The organism is Pelodictyon clathratiforme, from assembly GCF_982375515.1.
The window spans coordinates 138,831-151,267 of record NZ_OZ455102.1 but is presented as its reverse complement, the minus strand read 5'-3'; the positions used below and the strand labels follow the sequence as shown (position 1 = coordinate 151,267).

Here is a 12,437-nt window from a genome sequence, read left to right as displayed (position 1 = left end):
AAGAGAAAACGACATGGTACACCCCAACGTCATGCGCAACAGCGGCATAGACCCCGAAGAGTGGTCAGGCTACGCCTTCGGCGTGGGTGTTGATCGCACGGTGTTGCTGAGGTACAAGATTGATGCAGGCTGCTGTTTGAGAATGATTTGCGGATGTTGAAGCAGTTTGGGGCGTAAAGAGGAAATGGTAGCCATCTTCAAGATCTCTCTCGACAGAATCAAAAATCCTCAACTGCATGACAGATTCCTTTTTATGCGCTCTTTGGCTTCTGCCCAGTCGGAGTGTTGCGCCGTTCCGGCAGAAAAGGCTTCTTTCCGTTCGTTTAGAATGTTCTCATGCCATGCCGGAGATTCAAATGCCGCCTCATCCCTTGAAAGATCATCCCAGATTGTCTCCAGCAAATCCAGTTTTTCAGCATAAGTAAACTGTGACAAGGGTAATTCAATTTTTGCCATGATGTTTTCTCCTTCAGGATAATAAACGTAAATGCGTAACAGTTTGCCACTCTCCATAGACAAGCATATCAGCCTTTCTTTAGCTCCTTGATCACCTCATCGAGGGATACAGATAGTTGATCCTGCCCTGCAAACTTTGCTTCCCAAAGATCAATCAGATCCATACAATCTTCCATAAACTCCTCTATTGCTTGATATTCTTCATACATACTGTGCTTCCTTATCAATACGAGCCTTCAGAAACGGGTTCATTCTTTTCCAATACCTGATCAGATCAACTTTGCTGCCCAGCAGTTGCTCCAGCTCTTCCTTGAGCTGCACCCTGAGCAAAATATTCGGTTCCATTTCAACAACAATATCAATATCGCTGTCATCCCTGGCAGAATTTCTGGCGACGGAGCCGAAGATGCCGACTTTCTTCACGCCATAACGCTCCTCAAGCTCTGCTTTATGGCTGCTCAGTGTGCGAAGTGCTTGATCTCGCTGCATGGTTTGGTTTGAAGTCATGCCACCAATCATTTTGTGTTTCATTTGAATCTCTTTGCTCGTTGAGATAATCCAAGGTTTCACCGTCCTCAAGATTAACTACCATTGAATCAATTCAAGTTTGATTGCTTCGTACCCCATCGTCTCTTTTTTTTATCAGATTAATAAAAGGTTTATCAGGACAAGTGCCTCGTGCATAACTGTTGAGTGTGCAGTATAAGTGATTTTTGGCATCTATTCCTGCCAAGCCATACACTGTTGGGTGTCCGGGTTTTGAGATAGTACAAAACGTTATAGCGTCCAATGCTCTCAAAAAAGTAAAGAATCAGACTAACTCTATCCTGAATTTTTTCCCAAGTACAGATGCCGCGCTGGCAAGGGTTGTCAGGGTAAGACTGGTATCAGTTGCATCAAGCAGACGGTTGAGTGCTGCCCGACTGGTTTGCATTTTGCTTGCCATTGAAGATTTCGTCAGATGTTGTGCTTTCATTTCCTGAGCAATTTGCCAGGCAATAACACGCTTGACGGCCACCGCAGTTGCTTCGTCCAGAAGAGCCTCTTCTTCAAGAAATTCATCGAAACTGCTGCCAATATTTTTTTCATTCATCATGTATTCCTCATTCTGCTTTTTGCCAATTGCAGGTCAGACTTCGGAGTTGCCTGTGATTTTTTTATGAACCCGTGAAGCAACACTATCAAACCATCCTGTACCGTAAATAATACCCTTGCAATACGAGTAGGCAAATGGACACGCACTTCCCAAAGATCCTTCTCCATTTTGCGAACCAGCGGCATCCCCAGTGGCCAACCGTATTGAACAGTCTTGATCTCTTCACCGATTCTTTTTCGCTCAACAGCGGGTAGTTCGCGTAACCAATCGCGCACTGGTTCTGTACCACCATCGGTTTTAAAAAACCTGACCTCAAGTGTTGGGTTATTCTTTAAGAAATGTATCAAAATAAGTACACTATGGCAAATGAGCGTTCATAATGGGTAAGAAACGGAGACTCATGCGTAAAGAGTAAAAGTGATGTTTCAGCTTGTCCTACTTCAGGAAAATACGCTTTCCCTTGATTTTTTCGGTCAGATAGCCGACCGCTTTGTCGTACGTGAAGGCCTCGCTCTTGATGCCGATCAGCTTTTCCGTCAACCCGTTGGATAGCTCCACTTTTTCGGGGCTGAGGATCTCCTTGAGCGTAAAGAACTCTTCGCATGCTGCCTCGCTCTCCTTCTCAATTCTGGAGCCAAAGGTAGGTTTTCGGGGATCTTTTTTTTGTCCTCCGTGCCCATGAAATCGGGCTGACGGGCGTTGAGCTTCTGTTTGGCAATCTCGATAAACTCAGGATTGATTTCGTACCCGACCGAGTTGCGTTCGAGATTCTTTGCGGCAAGTGGGGTTGTCCCGCTCCCCATGAAGGGATCGAGCACGGTATCGCCACGGAAGACGAACATTTTGATGAGCCGGTGCGGAAGCTCTTCGGGGAACATGGCAAGGTGCACCGACCTGTCAGCGAGGAGGTTCATCTGTCGGCTGTCGGCAGTCGCCGTGAATTTTGGTGTGGTGGCTCTTCAAGGTGCATCTAATTTTGATATCTCTCTTGGTAGATATCAAAATTAGATTTAGATTGAAAACGGCTTTTTATCAAGGAGGATTACCGATGCCTGTTACTGCAAAAATTTTTATGTCAGGGCGCAGTCAAGCCGTCCGATTACCGAAGGAGTTCCGTTTTGAGGGGAAAGAGGTGTTTATCCGTCGTGATGCAATTTCCGGAGATGTCATTTTGTCACACCATCCCGATTCATGGGCAGGGCTGTTTGAGCTTGATACAACAACTGAGGTGCCTGCCGATTTTATGCAGGCTGACGATCGAACGCAACCAGAGCAATTGCGAGATCCTTTTGAGGGTTGGGCAGAATGAGCCTCTACATGCTTGATACAAATATTGCCAGTCATGTTATCAAAGGAGACATTCCTCTTGTGCGAGAGCGGCTGATTGCTGTACCAATACAGCGCGTTGTGATATCTTCAGTTACACAGGCAGAATTACTCTATGGCCTGGCAAAACGAACCTATCCGAAGGGCCTTACCGCCCGCGTCCATGAGTTTTTGATCCGGGTAAAAATATTGGCCTGGGATAAAGAGGTTGCCATCGTTTATGGTGATCTTCGAGCCAAGTGCGAAACCACAGGTGTGACGCTCTCACCACTTGACCTCATGATTGCGGCTCATGCTCAGGCAGTCAATGCCATTCTTGTTACGGGAGATAAAGCGTTTACCAGAATCCAAGATCGATTAATTATAGAAAATTGGACACTGTCACCAGACTGATCATCATCTGGTACAATCCCGCAAGGATAATTTATGGCATATTCGGAGGTACGGGAGATAAGCATCTCCGATGAGTGCCCCACCTTTATTTTTTCGCTCAGATAACGAGGCTATCAGCTCACGAAGCTACTGCGTCTTCCACCAGTTCGAAGGGCTCTACATCGACAAGAAGGTCTCCTTCGCCAAGCAAATGTTCGGCACCGACATTAAACTCCGGTTCCGCCCAAGCTTTTTCCCCTTTGCGGCCTCTTGCGACCAGAAGCGCTACTCCCCATGTTAAGAGCAGAGCTAAAATAAGAGGTCAGGTACTGCCTTTCGAGCTGCACCTGACCTGATACTCTTCTCTATCCGCAGAAGCGCCTTTAACGACGACTCTCTACAGGAGTATGCGCGGCTTATGCGCCTGCCATCATGGCTTCGACATCAGCGGCAACGGTTCCGATCGGCTTGATACCAAATTTCTCAACCAGCACTGCAGCAACATTCGGAGTCAAAAACTCGGGAAGTGTTGGTCCGAGACGAATGCCTTTTACTCCAAGAAAGAGCAGGGCAAGCAGCACAGTAACGGCTTTCTGCTCATACCATGCAATATCGAAGGAGATCGGCAGATCGTTGATATCGTCAAGCTCGAATACCTCCTTGAGTTTCAGGGCAATGACCGCAAGTGAGTAGGAGTCGTTGCACTGTCCGGCATCAAGCACGCGCGGAATGCCGCCGATATCGCCAAGCTCAAGCTTGTTGTAGCGGTACTTGGCACACCCAGCCGTGAGGATAACGGTATTGTCAGGAAGGGCTGCGGCAACATCGGTATAGTACTGCCGGGATTTATGACGTCCGTCACAACCGGCCATCACCACAAAGCGCTTGATGGCTCCGCTCTTCACCGCAGCAACCACCTTGTCAGCCAGCGCAATCACCTGGTTGTGCGCAAATCCTCCGGTGATGGTACCATTTTCAAGCTCTTTTGGCGCCGGGCAGCTTTTTGCCAGTTCGACAAGGGCAGAGAAATCTTTCTGACCGCCTTCAGGGCGTGCAGCGATATGCTTCAGTCCGGGATAACCGGCCATACCGGTGGTAAACATCCGGTTACGGTAAGACTCGCGAACCGGCACGATGCAGTTTGTCGTCATAAGAATCGGGCCGTTGAAGGTCTCAAACTCCCGATCCTGTGACCACCATGAACCACCGTAGTTGCCGACAAAGTGCGAATACTTCTTGAATGCCGGATAGTAGTGGGCTGGAAGCATTTCGCAGTGGGTATAGACATCGACTCCGGTACCTTCCGTCTGTTTGAGCAGATCTTCCAGATCGCGAAGGTCGTGACCTGAAATGAGGATACCGGGATTTTTGCCGACACCGGTCTTCACTGTGGTAATTTCCGGCTGACCATAGGTTTCAGTGTTGGCCTTGTCGAGCAGCGCCATCGCCTTGACGGCAACGCCTCCGGTTTCAAGTACCAGCGCGGTCAGTTCATCGGCCGTTAGCTCCTTGGTCAGAGCTGCAAGCCCTTTGACATAAAAAGCATAAATTTCGTCATCGTGGTAACCGAGCACCGCCGCATGGTCGGTATAGGCCGCAAGACCCTTTATTCCGAAGAGCACAAGGCTTTTGAGTGACTGAAGATCTTCGTTTTCACTGAGGCTTTCAAGACCTGACGTCTCAGCTTTTGCAAGAAACTCATCCTTTGAGCTGCCAGTCCAGCAGGCAACGTCATGGTCAGGCTGAACAGCAAGCGTCGCCTTCAGTTCATCACGCAGGGCAAGCGTTTTGCGGATCTGCGCAACAATGGCATCCTCATCAAAATTGGTATTGGTGACCGTTACAAAAAGAGACTCGCTGATAAGCTGACCCACGTTTCTCGACACACTGCCCTGCTGTTGTTCTGCAGCAAGAGCAAGACCTTCGGTTGCATAAACAAGCACATCCTGCAGTTTGGCGGTCATATCATCCTTTCCGCAGACACCTCTCACGATACATCCGCTCCCATGAACGCTCTCCTGACACTGGTTACAATACATTCCCATCGCTCTATCCTCCATTACTGGTTATTGTTTGTTTCTATCCGATGATAACAAGAGAGCCATCGTCCTGTCTCCTGCGGCGCCTTCGCTATCACCTTTTTTTTCTTTTACCAACGCCCTGTTCTTATACGCAGTAGACAAAAGCCGTTTGTTGGCGGGCTTTCGCTCGATGATTGCGCTGAAATCCTGAATTGCGCCATCCATATCTCCACTTTTTACCCTTGCCATACCGCGATTACCATAAGCCGTAATAGCTTCACGGAAACGAAGGCCTATCTGTAATGCCATGCTGAAATCGGCTATGGCGCCATCAAAATCATTGCAACTGCTGCGGGCATTGCCCCGATCATAGTACGCTTCTGCCCTTTCCGGATGCTCGGCAATTACCCTGCTGATCTCCGTCGCCGTTCCCCGGTATCCACCCATTGCATCTTTCAGCATTGCCTCTCCCACTTTAAAATTCAAACCTTTTTCCATCAGTATAAGTGCCGCACTCCGATCAAATCACTTCAAACCCACTCTTCCGACAGGGTCTCGCCCTGCAGGCTGATCACCACCTTTTTCACCGGCACCTTGCGCGAAGCCCTCCGCTGTGCTTCAGCAACAATCGACATGAGTCCTCCACAGCAAGGCACCTCCATGATAGCGACGGTAATGGTGTTGATATGCGACAAGTCAATCATGGCGGCAAGTTTCTCAACGTAGATCTCCATCCCCGAATCAAGTTTCGGACAGGCAATCGCAAGGCTTTTGCCCTGCATGAACTTTCCGTGAAAGTCGCCGACAGCAAACGCTGCACAGTCGGCAGCAAGCAACAGATCGGAACGCTCGAAACAGGGCGCCTGCGGAGAAACAAGGTGAAGCTGAATCGGCCACTGGCGAAGTGCACTTTGAACCGGTGCGCCGGGCATGGCGGCAACAGCCGCTTCCGTTTTGCCATTAGCGTTGAAATCAATTGTCCTGCTGCCAGGACATCCTCCAGCATGCGGAGCGTGCTGCTGCCCTGCATTGGCGTGCCGGGTTTCCGTCTGGGAAACGGCTCCACATTCCAGCGGGTTGGCAATTCCCTGCTCTTCGAGATATTCAAGCGCCTGCCCAACGAATTCATTCTGGCCATGATCCATAAGATGACGCAGATGAGCGGCAATAACATTGGCCCCGCCTTTTACAATACTCTCATGCATGACACGCTTTTCGTCATACGCTTCGGCTTCACGGCTGACAATGTTCATCGCTCCGGTCGGACAATGGCCGATACAAGCTCCAAGTCCATCACAAAAAAGGTCGCTGATGAGGCGGGCTTTGCCATCGATCACCTGCAAGGCCCCTTCAGGACAACCCGGAATACAATCACCGCATCCGGTACATTTTTTTTCATCTATCGTAATAATCTGTCGTTGCATTTATCGCTCCTGTTATGGGTTCAACATTTCCTGCTCAAGGTCTACTGATGGGGGTTTCACCTGATTTGCCGCCTGAAGGTCACGCATCAGCTTGCCGATGGTCACCTTTTCAAACTCGCTCTGGACAACCTGTTCAATACGCATGATCTCATGACGCAGCACACAACGCGCACGATTGCCACAAATCTGCTTGCGGAACATGCACTCCGACATCTGCACCTTGCCCTGAAAAATTTCAATCAGTTGCGTTACGCTGATAGTATCCGGATCCTTTTTCATCATAAAGCCTCCCTGAACACCCTCTTTTGAAACAATCAGATCGTGGCGAATCATCTCCTGCAAAAGGCCACGCAAAAACTGGTACGGGATATCGTGCTCCGTCGCAATAGACCTGGCAGACACATAGCTCCCCTTCCTTGCAGCAAGCGCCAGCAATGCCCGTATCGCGTAATCCGTATTCTTGGTCAGTACTTTCATCGTTGATTCTTTTAATTGATATCAATATAATATCAGTTATATAAAAACAAAAACATTTTTTCCAGAGAGGCGCCACAAACAAAAATAGCCGCCAGAATACTCTGACTAAAGAGGGTTGCCAAAGATTGCAATAAGTGTTACCTTGTACAAAAAGGAGATGTGGTTATGTCACAAACAAAAGGCGTCAAGTTGGACGACACCACCCGGCAACGGCTTGCAGCTTTGGCTCGTATCCGCGACAGATCGCCACACTGGCTCATGTGCAAAGCAATCGAAACATTCCTTGATCGCGAAGAGCATTACGAGCAAGAAAAGCGCGAGGATATGGAGCGTTGGGAACGGTATCAATTAACCGGCGTAGCTGTACCCCATGAAAAAGCTGCTGCTTGGATGGAAAATCTGGCGCAAGGGAAGGTGACATCTTGCCCAACATAAAATGGCTTCCAGAAGCATTAGCCGATGTGGAGCGGCTTCATGCGTTTCTGTACGAAATAAACCCCGATGCGGCAGCACGAGCAGCACGAGCCATTCTGGAGGGTGCGGGTTTTCTGGAATCAATGCCCGACATTGGACGCCCAATGGACGATGACACTGGCAGACGCGAATGGTTCATATCTTTTAGTGCCGGAGCTTTCGTTCTTCGCTATATGTGGAACAAAAACGATACCATCGTTATTGTTCGTGTCTGGCACAGCAAAGAAAAGAGAACGTAGAGCGAGCCCCTCATTGTCGTGACGTTGTGGCAGCAAATGCGCTGTAAAGCGGCAGGAATGTGATTTTTTGCTCTGGAAAATCTGCATATGGGCGATCGGAAAAGACCAGTGCTTTGCCACACTCCGGGTACGAAGCAAGAAAGAGATGCAGGCTCCTCAAGCTACCGGTGGCCCCGCTTTTTACCTCAACCGGATGAATCTTGCCATCCAGAACAGCCAGATAATCAACTTCAGCCGAACTGCTTTTGGCTTGTCGGTCCCAGTAATAAAGGCAGCCCTGCTGAGCCACCAGCATCTCCTGTCCGATAAACTGTTCTGCCATAGCTCCCCGGTAAATAGCGAGCAGATCGCTTTTTGCATACTCAATATCATTCGGCATACCGGAAAGGTAGCGCATCAATCCAATATCGAGCATGAGCGCCTTGAATGATTTGGCCGAAGCAGTTGCCCCTAAAGGAAGCCCTGATGGTTCGGCCGAGGGTATCCTTCGGGCTACCTGAGCAAGGCACAAGGCATCGAATGCTTTTTTCAGTGTCGGATTGCTGTACCCTTCACCAAGGCGTGCATATTTGATCTGTTTTCCGATATGCTGCGACAGGGAGGTAAAGACCGAATCTAGACAGAAGCGGTCAACCCTGGGAGTATATTTGGCAAAGTCCATCCTGTATGACTCGGCAATCTCCTGTTGTACCTCAAAGGCGTCACGCAATGATTGTTTTTCAAGATATGCCTTGACAGCCGCAGGCATTCCCCCGATAAAGAAATAACGTTTCAGCTCCTCGCGCAGCAGCTCATGCACTGCGGGTGATATTTCAGCCGGATTGCCCAGAACAGCCGTTGCCGCAGCGCCGTTGCCGATTGCCTCCAGATATTCAGCAAAACAAAGCGGGTAGAGATTGAGAAACTGAACCCTGCCCACAGGGAAGGAACTCTCTTCAAGCGCAAATTCAAGGAGCGAACCGGCTGCAATGACATGCAGTTCCGGCATCTCCTCATAAAAATAGCGCAGGGCGGTTATGGCACGAGGACAGGCCTGTATCTCATCAAAAAAGAGCAGCGTTTTTCCCGGTGTGATCTTCTGCTGGAGGAGAACTTCAAGGTCGGAGCAGATGCGCGTTACCTTCAGGTCGCCATCGAAGAGCTTGCGAAGGGGCTGATTTCGCTCAAGATCGACGAGAGCAAGAGATTCAAACCGGTTTTTTCCAAACTCTTTGAGTGACCAGGTTTTACCAACCTGACGAGCACCCCGGAGGATGAGAGGTTTGCGGCGTGAACTTTCCTGCCAGCACCGAAGATCGTTATCAATAAATCGAAGCATGTACCATGATTAAGGTGGCAAAACAGCAACTATTTTGAATTACAAGGCAAATTATGACTTTATGATATAAAAATACAAGGCATTTTAATCGACAAGTAAAAAACACCCTATTCCTCATTGACTGCCTTCAGCCAGAATTATCACTCATAAAATCCATTGCACAGCGCTGGGTCACCTGCTCCGGATAAAATATTGTTGCATGAAACACTTTTGTTGCACACGTTACCAGTAACAAATATAACGAAGAATGAACAAGGAGAGAGATGGGCAGAGTTCTTGAATGGGTGCAAAAGTACAGGGAGAAGTTACGCATGGAAGGAATGCGGCCGATACAGATATGGGTTCCCGATACACGTCACTCCGGTTTTGCGGAAGAGTGCAGGCGGCAATCTCTGCTGGTCAAACATGATCCCCTTGAAAAATAACTACTTACGTTTCTTGATGCAGCCGCAGACCGCGAAGGTTGGGAAGCATCCCTATAACCGGGCGCTTGCCGTCTGGCTTGGATTCGCATAAGCGGCCCTGATCTCAGACCATTGATACCGGAATATGGAGTCAAAATGCAACGACAGACGATGTCCCGTCCGCGTCGGGAACATAGTATAGCGCTACCCTACAACGTCTGTTCAATGGAACTGGCTGTTACTGCCATTACTGCACGTGCCCATGCAAATTTTGCTTTGATCAGGTCAAAATCAGAACCGGAGGTTTCTATTCGCGCCGTGCCCTTAATCAGAAAGCCTGCACCAAGCACCAGATTTCCAGTGAGCTAATGTTTTGCGCGACCACAAGGAATCTTCAAGGGACATGGCTCAGTATTTTTTTTACATATCTGGTCATCTTTGCCATCGCCTTCAATCCATGGATTAAAATATCGTCGATGCAATGGAGTCCACAACGGGTTATCATTATTATCCCGTCTATCGCCCCAAATTATAGGCAAACTATTTCCTGGCACATTTGAATAGGTCGCTACAAGAGCGCCGCAATCTTTCCAGCCAAGAGGTTCAAAATCACATTGACGTTCTTTTTTTCGAGGCTCAGATATACCTGTGTATGTTTGTAATACCCTTTCTACTTTGCTCCAATAATCAAGACCCTGATTTGCCGTTATTTCCTCACAAATTTTTATTACACCCTTATGCTTGTCTATAAAATGAATTGGAATTGTAATAGTTTCTTTACAATTACAACTGTCATATAGTTTATGATGAGAATCCTTACAGATTTTTACGACAACATCCCCATTCCTGTCGATACCCATAATTTTATCCACATCAACACCAATAACACTGATCACACAAAGATTTATTGGCTTTTCTCTATTATTAATTTTAGCACTAAAATGGCGTTGGATAAACTTCCATAAATAATTTTGTATCTGACCACCGGACATGACAACATCATCCAGTATAATAACATTAGCAAAACCCCGCTTATCCAACCTTTCTGATATCTTTTTCGGAAGATCATCATAGGTAACCATAACCGGCTTTTCAGCACCTAATAAGTCGTCTCTAAACCACTTGGCCTTGCTGAAAATAGATACAGTAGCTGGCCCAGACTTATTCAATCGACCTAAATACGAAATGAGAAGCGTTTCATCCGCAGGTAAGTGAATCGGTAATAGACCCGAAATTACTTTTTTGCCTGAGGAGTCATATCGAGTTTTTTCCTTAAAAAATATATCGAGTAAATTAATAATATCAAATGCAGAGTAGTAACGAAAGTGTTTCATAAACCTCAATACAGTTGGCCGATCCGATGGAGTAAACTGCCTTATCCATTCATCAAAAACCGTCCATCCATATTCACGATTTACATATCCACATACCCGCGCAGTTGATGCCATCATCGCATTAACGATGCAATTCTTGAAGGTTGAGTAAAACTGCCCTTTATGTACCCCGTCAAAGGGTTCCTTGAAGAAGTAGTCGATACATCCTAAATCCGTCAGCATTGTTCTTACACATACGCCACTTCTGTCAGCAGAAAAGATAATGACATTAGGAATATATGTTTTCACGAGACCATCCTTTTTATACAAATCACGAATCTTGTTAAGGATTTGCCTTACAGACAGCGGAATAGAGGATATTGTCTGGATTTGATGATGACCACTTTCCCCTTCCGTTTTATCCCCGAATGGGTTTGCAGGTGAAGAATAGAGATCCAGGATGATGAAGTCATACTTTTGCAGATTCTCTTCTTCAGGAACCCCAGTGGGGTTAGATTTAACGTTAAAATCCAATCCTTTGAGCAATAGAGGCAGAACATAAACCCAACCATCTTCCTTATACTTATCCTCGATCAGCAAACATCGTTTTCCTTTTACATAATCCTGTAAACTTGCAACAGCCCTATCCTCTATCAATGGCGGTGCTGAAACAAGCACATTAATAGCCTCCTTTATTTCCACTCTCTTATCCTGATTCAAAGCGTTTGCAGCTTCCTCTACAGTAACCTCACCTGCTGTCACGGCACCCAAAAGAAGACGAATTGCCGGTCGATACCTCGATTCAAGACCGGTTATACTCATTATCGTGTTCAATACGGTGTGAAATGCATTACTTTCTCTATTCAACAGCTCCCGGATTTCAGTTGCACCCCCCGAAAATACGCTACGTTCTATGCAAAGGCGCAGTTCATGCGGTGAAAGTTCTTTTTTTTCCGAAGGGGGGACTTGAATATTGGTAATCAATTCAGAGAGTCTGAAACTGCGTTCAACATTCCCAATGAAGAGTTCGGTACAGATAGCCTCCAATGGCTGAAGGATAGCAAGCAACTCTTCAGAAGTACCGGGCACATATAAAAAAACAAAATATGTTTTTTTATGGTATACCATCTTGTAACGGTCATATGGATACCATCCATCTTTCTCCCCGTATGCAAGATCAAGTATCTGCCTGAGAAGCGCTCTTAGAGCATGTTCAGATGTTGAAGGAATAATTGCTATTGATTTTATAGCATTTTTATCCTTTGAAAGAAATACAGGAATTTCCCTGTAAACACAGCCACTCTTTGTTATGGCTGTTAGAACCCTATCAATCTCATCTTGAAGCTTTACAGAGTAGGTCGACTCCCCCTGCTCATCGGGAATAAAGTAATGAAGCTCGTGATTTGCAGAAATCGTATCCATTTTAAATATGAATTGCCGTTTGGACGCAAAAAATAAAACGTGCGACTATTCAGCCCTTGGAGAGACAATCTGTCTCTTCGCAAAAGCTATGATTT

The 12,437-nt window shown here is 47.1% G+C and carries 18 protein-coding genes and 2 pseudogenes; 8 read left to right on the top strand and 12 right to left on the bottom strand.

What is annotated here, in order from left to right:
* Positions 1-13: 13 nt before the first annotated feature.
* Positions 14-177 (top strand): annotated as a pseudogene (locus AC56AD_RS00750) (tRNA ligase subunit PheS family protein); the annotation flags it as partial.
* A gap of 51 nt (positions 178-228) precedes the next feature.
* Here AC56AD_RS00750 and AC56AD_RS00745 read toward each other — a convergent pair.
* The 5 genes from AC56AD_RS00745 to AC56AD_RS00725 all read right to left on the bottom strand — a co-directional run bounded on the left by AC56AD_RS00745 (position 229) and on the right by AC56AD_RS00725 (position 1,899).
* The gene (locus tag AC56AD_RS00745; RefSeq protein WP_012507001.1) at positions 229-456 is read right to left on the bottom strand and encodes an addiction module protein; all 228 of its coding nucleotides are present in this window, start codon (positions 454-456) and stop codon (positions 229-231) included.
* A gap of 68 nt (positions 457-524) precedes the next feature.
* On the bottom strand, positions 525-665 hold the full coding sequence (locus AC56AD_RS00740) for a hypothetical protein (RefSeq protein WP_012507000.1): 141 nt from the start codon (positions 663-665) through the stop codon (positions 525-527).
* Entirely contained in the window at positions 658-987 is a 330-nt protein-coding gene (locus tag AC56AD_RS00735; protein ID WP_012506999.1) for a nucleotidyltransferase family protein, read from the bottom strand. The genes AC56AD_RS00740 and AC56AD_RS00735 overlap by 8 nt, the downstream gene beginning before the upstream one ends.
* 280 nt (positions 988-1,267) lie before the next feature.
* Positions 1,268-1,552, bottom strand: a complete 285-nt coding sequence (locus AC56AD_RS00730) for an XRE family transcriptional regulator (protein WP_012506998.1) — start codon at positions 1,550-1,552, stop codon at positions 1,268-1,270.
* Positions 1,549-1,899 carry a type II toxin-antitoxin system RelE/ParE family toxin gene (locus AC56AD_RS00725; RefSeq protein WP_012506997.1) on the bottom strand — a complete coding sequence of 117 codons (351 nt, stop codon included), beginning with the start codon at positions 1,897-1,899 and terminating at the stop codon, positions 1,549-1,551. Before AC56AD_RS00725 ends, AC56AD_RS00730 begins: the two co-directional genes overlap by 4 nt.
* A 73-nt stretch (positions 1,900-1,972) precedes the next feature.
* Here AC56AD_RS00725 and AC56AD_RS00720 point away from each other — a divergent pair, with 73 nt between their 5' ends.
* Entirely contained in the window at positions 1,973-2,104 is a 132-nt protein-coding gene (locus AC56AD_RS00720) for a hypothetical protein (protein ID WP_012506996.1), read from the top strand.
* On the opposite strand, the gene AC56AD_RS00715 is transcribed toward AC56AD_RS00720, so the two are convergent.
* Positions 2,089-2,466, bottom strand: coding sequence for a DNA methyltransferase (locus AC56AD_RS00715; RefSeq protein WP_049759866.1), 378 nt, complete (start codon positions 2,464-2,466; stop codon positions 2,089-2,091). The genes AC56AD_RS00720 and AC56AD_RS00715 overlap by 16 nt on opposite strands.
* A gap of 134 nt (positions 2,467-2,600) precedes the next feature.
* On the opposite strand from AC56AD_RS00715, the gene AC56AD_RS00710 reads away from it, so the two are divergent.
* The 3 genes and pseudogenes from AC56AD_RS00710 to AC56AD_RS00700 all read left to right on the top strand — a co-directional run.
* A complete protein-coding gene (locus AC56AD_RS00710; protein ID WP_012506995.1) occupies positions 2,601-2,861 on the top strand; it encodes an antitoxin in 261 nt (86 codons plus the stop codon).
* Positions 2,862-2,869: 8 nt separating this feature from the next.
* Positions 2,870-3,271: a type II toxin-antitoxin system VapC family toxin gene (locus AC56AD_RS00705; protein ID WP_263053217.1), complete on the top strand. Its 402-nt coding sequence runs from the start codon at positions 2,870-2,872 to the stop codon at positions 3,269-3,271.
* Between the two features lie 103 nt (positions 3,272-3,374).
* Positions 3,375-3,512 (top strand): annotated as a pseudogene (locus AC56AD_RS00700) (tRNA ligase subunit PheS family protein); the annotation flags it as partial.
* 154 nt (positions 3,513-3,666) lie between these two features.
* On the opposite strand, the gene hcp reads toward AC56AD_RS00700, so the two are convergent.
* The 4 genes from hcp to AC56AD_RS00680 form a co-directional block, all read right to left on the bottom strand.
* The gene (gene hcp / locus AC56AD_RS00695) at positions 3,667-5,295 is read right to left on the bottom strand and encodes a hydroxylamine reductase (RefSeq protein WP_012506993.1); all 1,629 of its coding nucleotides are present in this window, start codon (positions 5,293-5,295) and stop codon (positions 3,667-3,669) included.
* Positions 5,296-5,316: 21 nt separating this feature from the next.
* On the bottom strand, positions 5,317-5,733 hold the full coding sequence (locus AC56AD_RS00690; RefSeq protein ID WP_041526597.1) for a tetratricopeptide repeat protein: 417 nt from the start codon (positions 5,731-5,733) through the stop codon (positions 5,317-5,319).
* Positions 5,734-5,801: 68 nt separating this feature from the next.
* Positions 5,802-6,695 (bottom strand): ATP-binding protein, encoded by an 894-nt coding sequence (locus tag AC56AD_RS00685; protein WP_012506991.1) that lies wholly within the window; start codon positions 6,693-6,695, stop codon positions 5,802-5,804.
* Positions 6,696-6,707: 12 nt separating this feature from the next.
* Positions 6,708-7,172 carry an Rrf2 family transcriptional regulator gene (locus AC56AD_RS00680; RefSeq protein ID WP_012506990.1) on the bottom strand — a complete coding sequence of 155 codons (465 nt, stop codon included), beginning with the start codon at positions 7,170-7,172 and terminating at the stop codon, positions 6,708-6,710.
* A 165-nt stretch (positions 7,173-7,337) separates the two neighbouring features.
* Here AC56AD_RS00680 and AC56AD_RS00675 point away from each other — a divergent pair, with 165 nt between their 5' ends.
* Both AC56AD_RS00675 and AC56AD_RS00670 read left to right on the top strand, forming a co-directional pair.
* Positions 7,338-7,607 (top strand): CopG family ribbon-helix-helix protein, encoded by a 270-nt coding sequence (locus tag AC56AD_RS00675; protein WP_012506989.1) that lies wholly within the window; start codon positions 7,338-7,340, stop codon positions 7,605-7,607.
* Complete coding sequence (locus tag AC56AD_RS00670; RefSeq protein WP_041526368.1) at positions 7,595-7,885, top strand: type II toxin-antitoxin system RelE/ParE family toxin; 291 nt, start codon at positions 7,595-7,597, stop codon at positions 7,883-7,885. The genes AC56AD_RS00675 and AC56AD_RS00670 overlap by 13 nt, the downstream gene beginning before the upstream one ends.
* 10 nt (positions 7,886-7,895) lie before the next feature.
* Here the strand turns inward: AC56AD_RS00670 and AC56AD_RS00665 are convergent, their stop codons facing one another.
* Positions 7,896-9,203 carry an ATP-binding protein gene (locus AC56AD_RS00665; RefSeq protein WP_012506987.1) on the bottom strand — a complete coding sequence of 436 codons (1,308 nt, stop codon included), beginning with the start codon at positions 9,201-9,203 and terminating at the stop codon, positions 7,896-7,898.
* 263 nt (positions 9,204-9,466) lie between these two features.
* On the opposite strand from AC56AD_RS00665, the gene AC56AD_RS00660 reads away from it, so the two are divergent.
* Positions 9,467-9,628, top strand: coding sequence for an antitoxin MazE family protein (locus AC56AD_RS00660; protein WP_012506986.1), 162 nt, complete (start codon positions 9,467-9,469; stop codon positions 9,626-9,628).
* A 344-nt stretch (positions 9,629-9,972) separates the two neighbouring features.
* Here AC56AD_RS00660 and AC56AD_RS00655 read toward each other — a convergent pair whose 3' ends face one another.
* Positions 9,973-12,342 (bottom strand): phosphoribosyltransferase-like protein, encoded by a 2,370-nt coding sequence (locus AC56AD_RS00655; RefSeq protein WP_012506985.1) that lies wholly within the window; start codon positions 12,340-12,342, stop codon positions 9,973-9,975.
* Positions 12,343-12,437 lie beyond the last annotated feature (95 nt).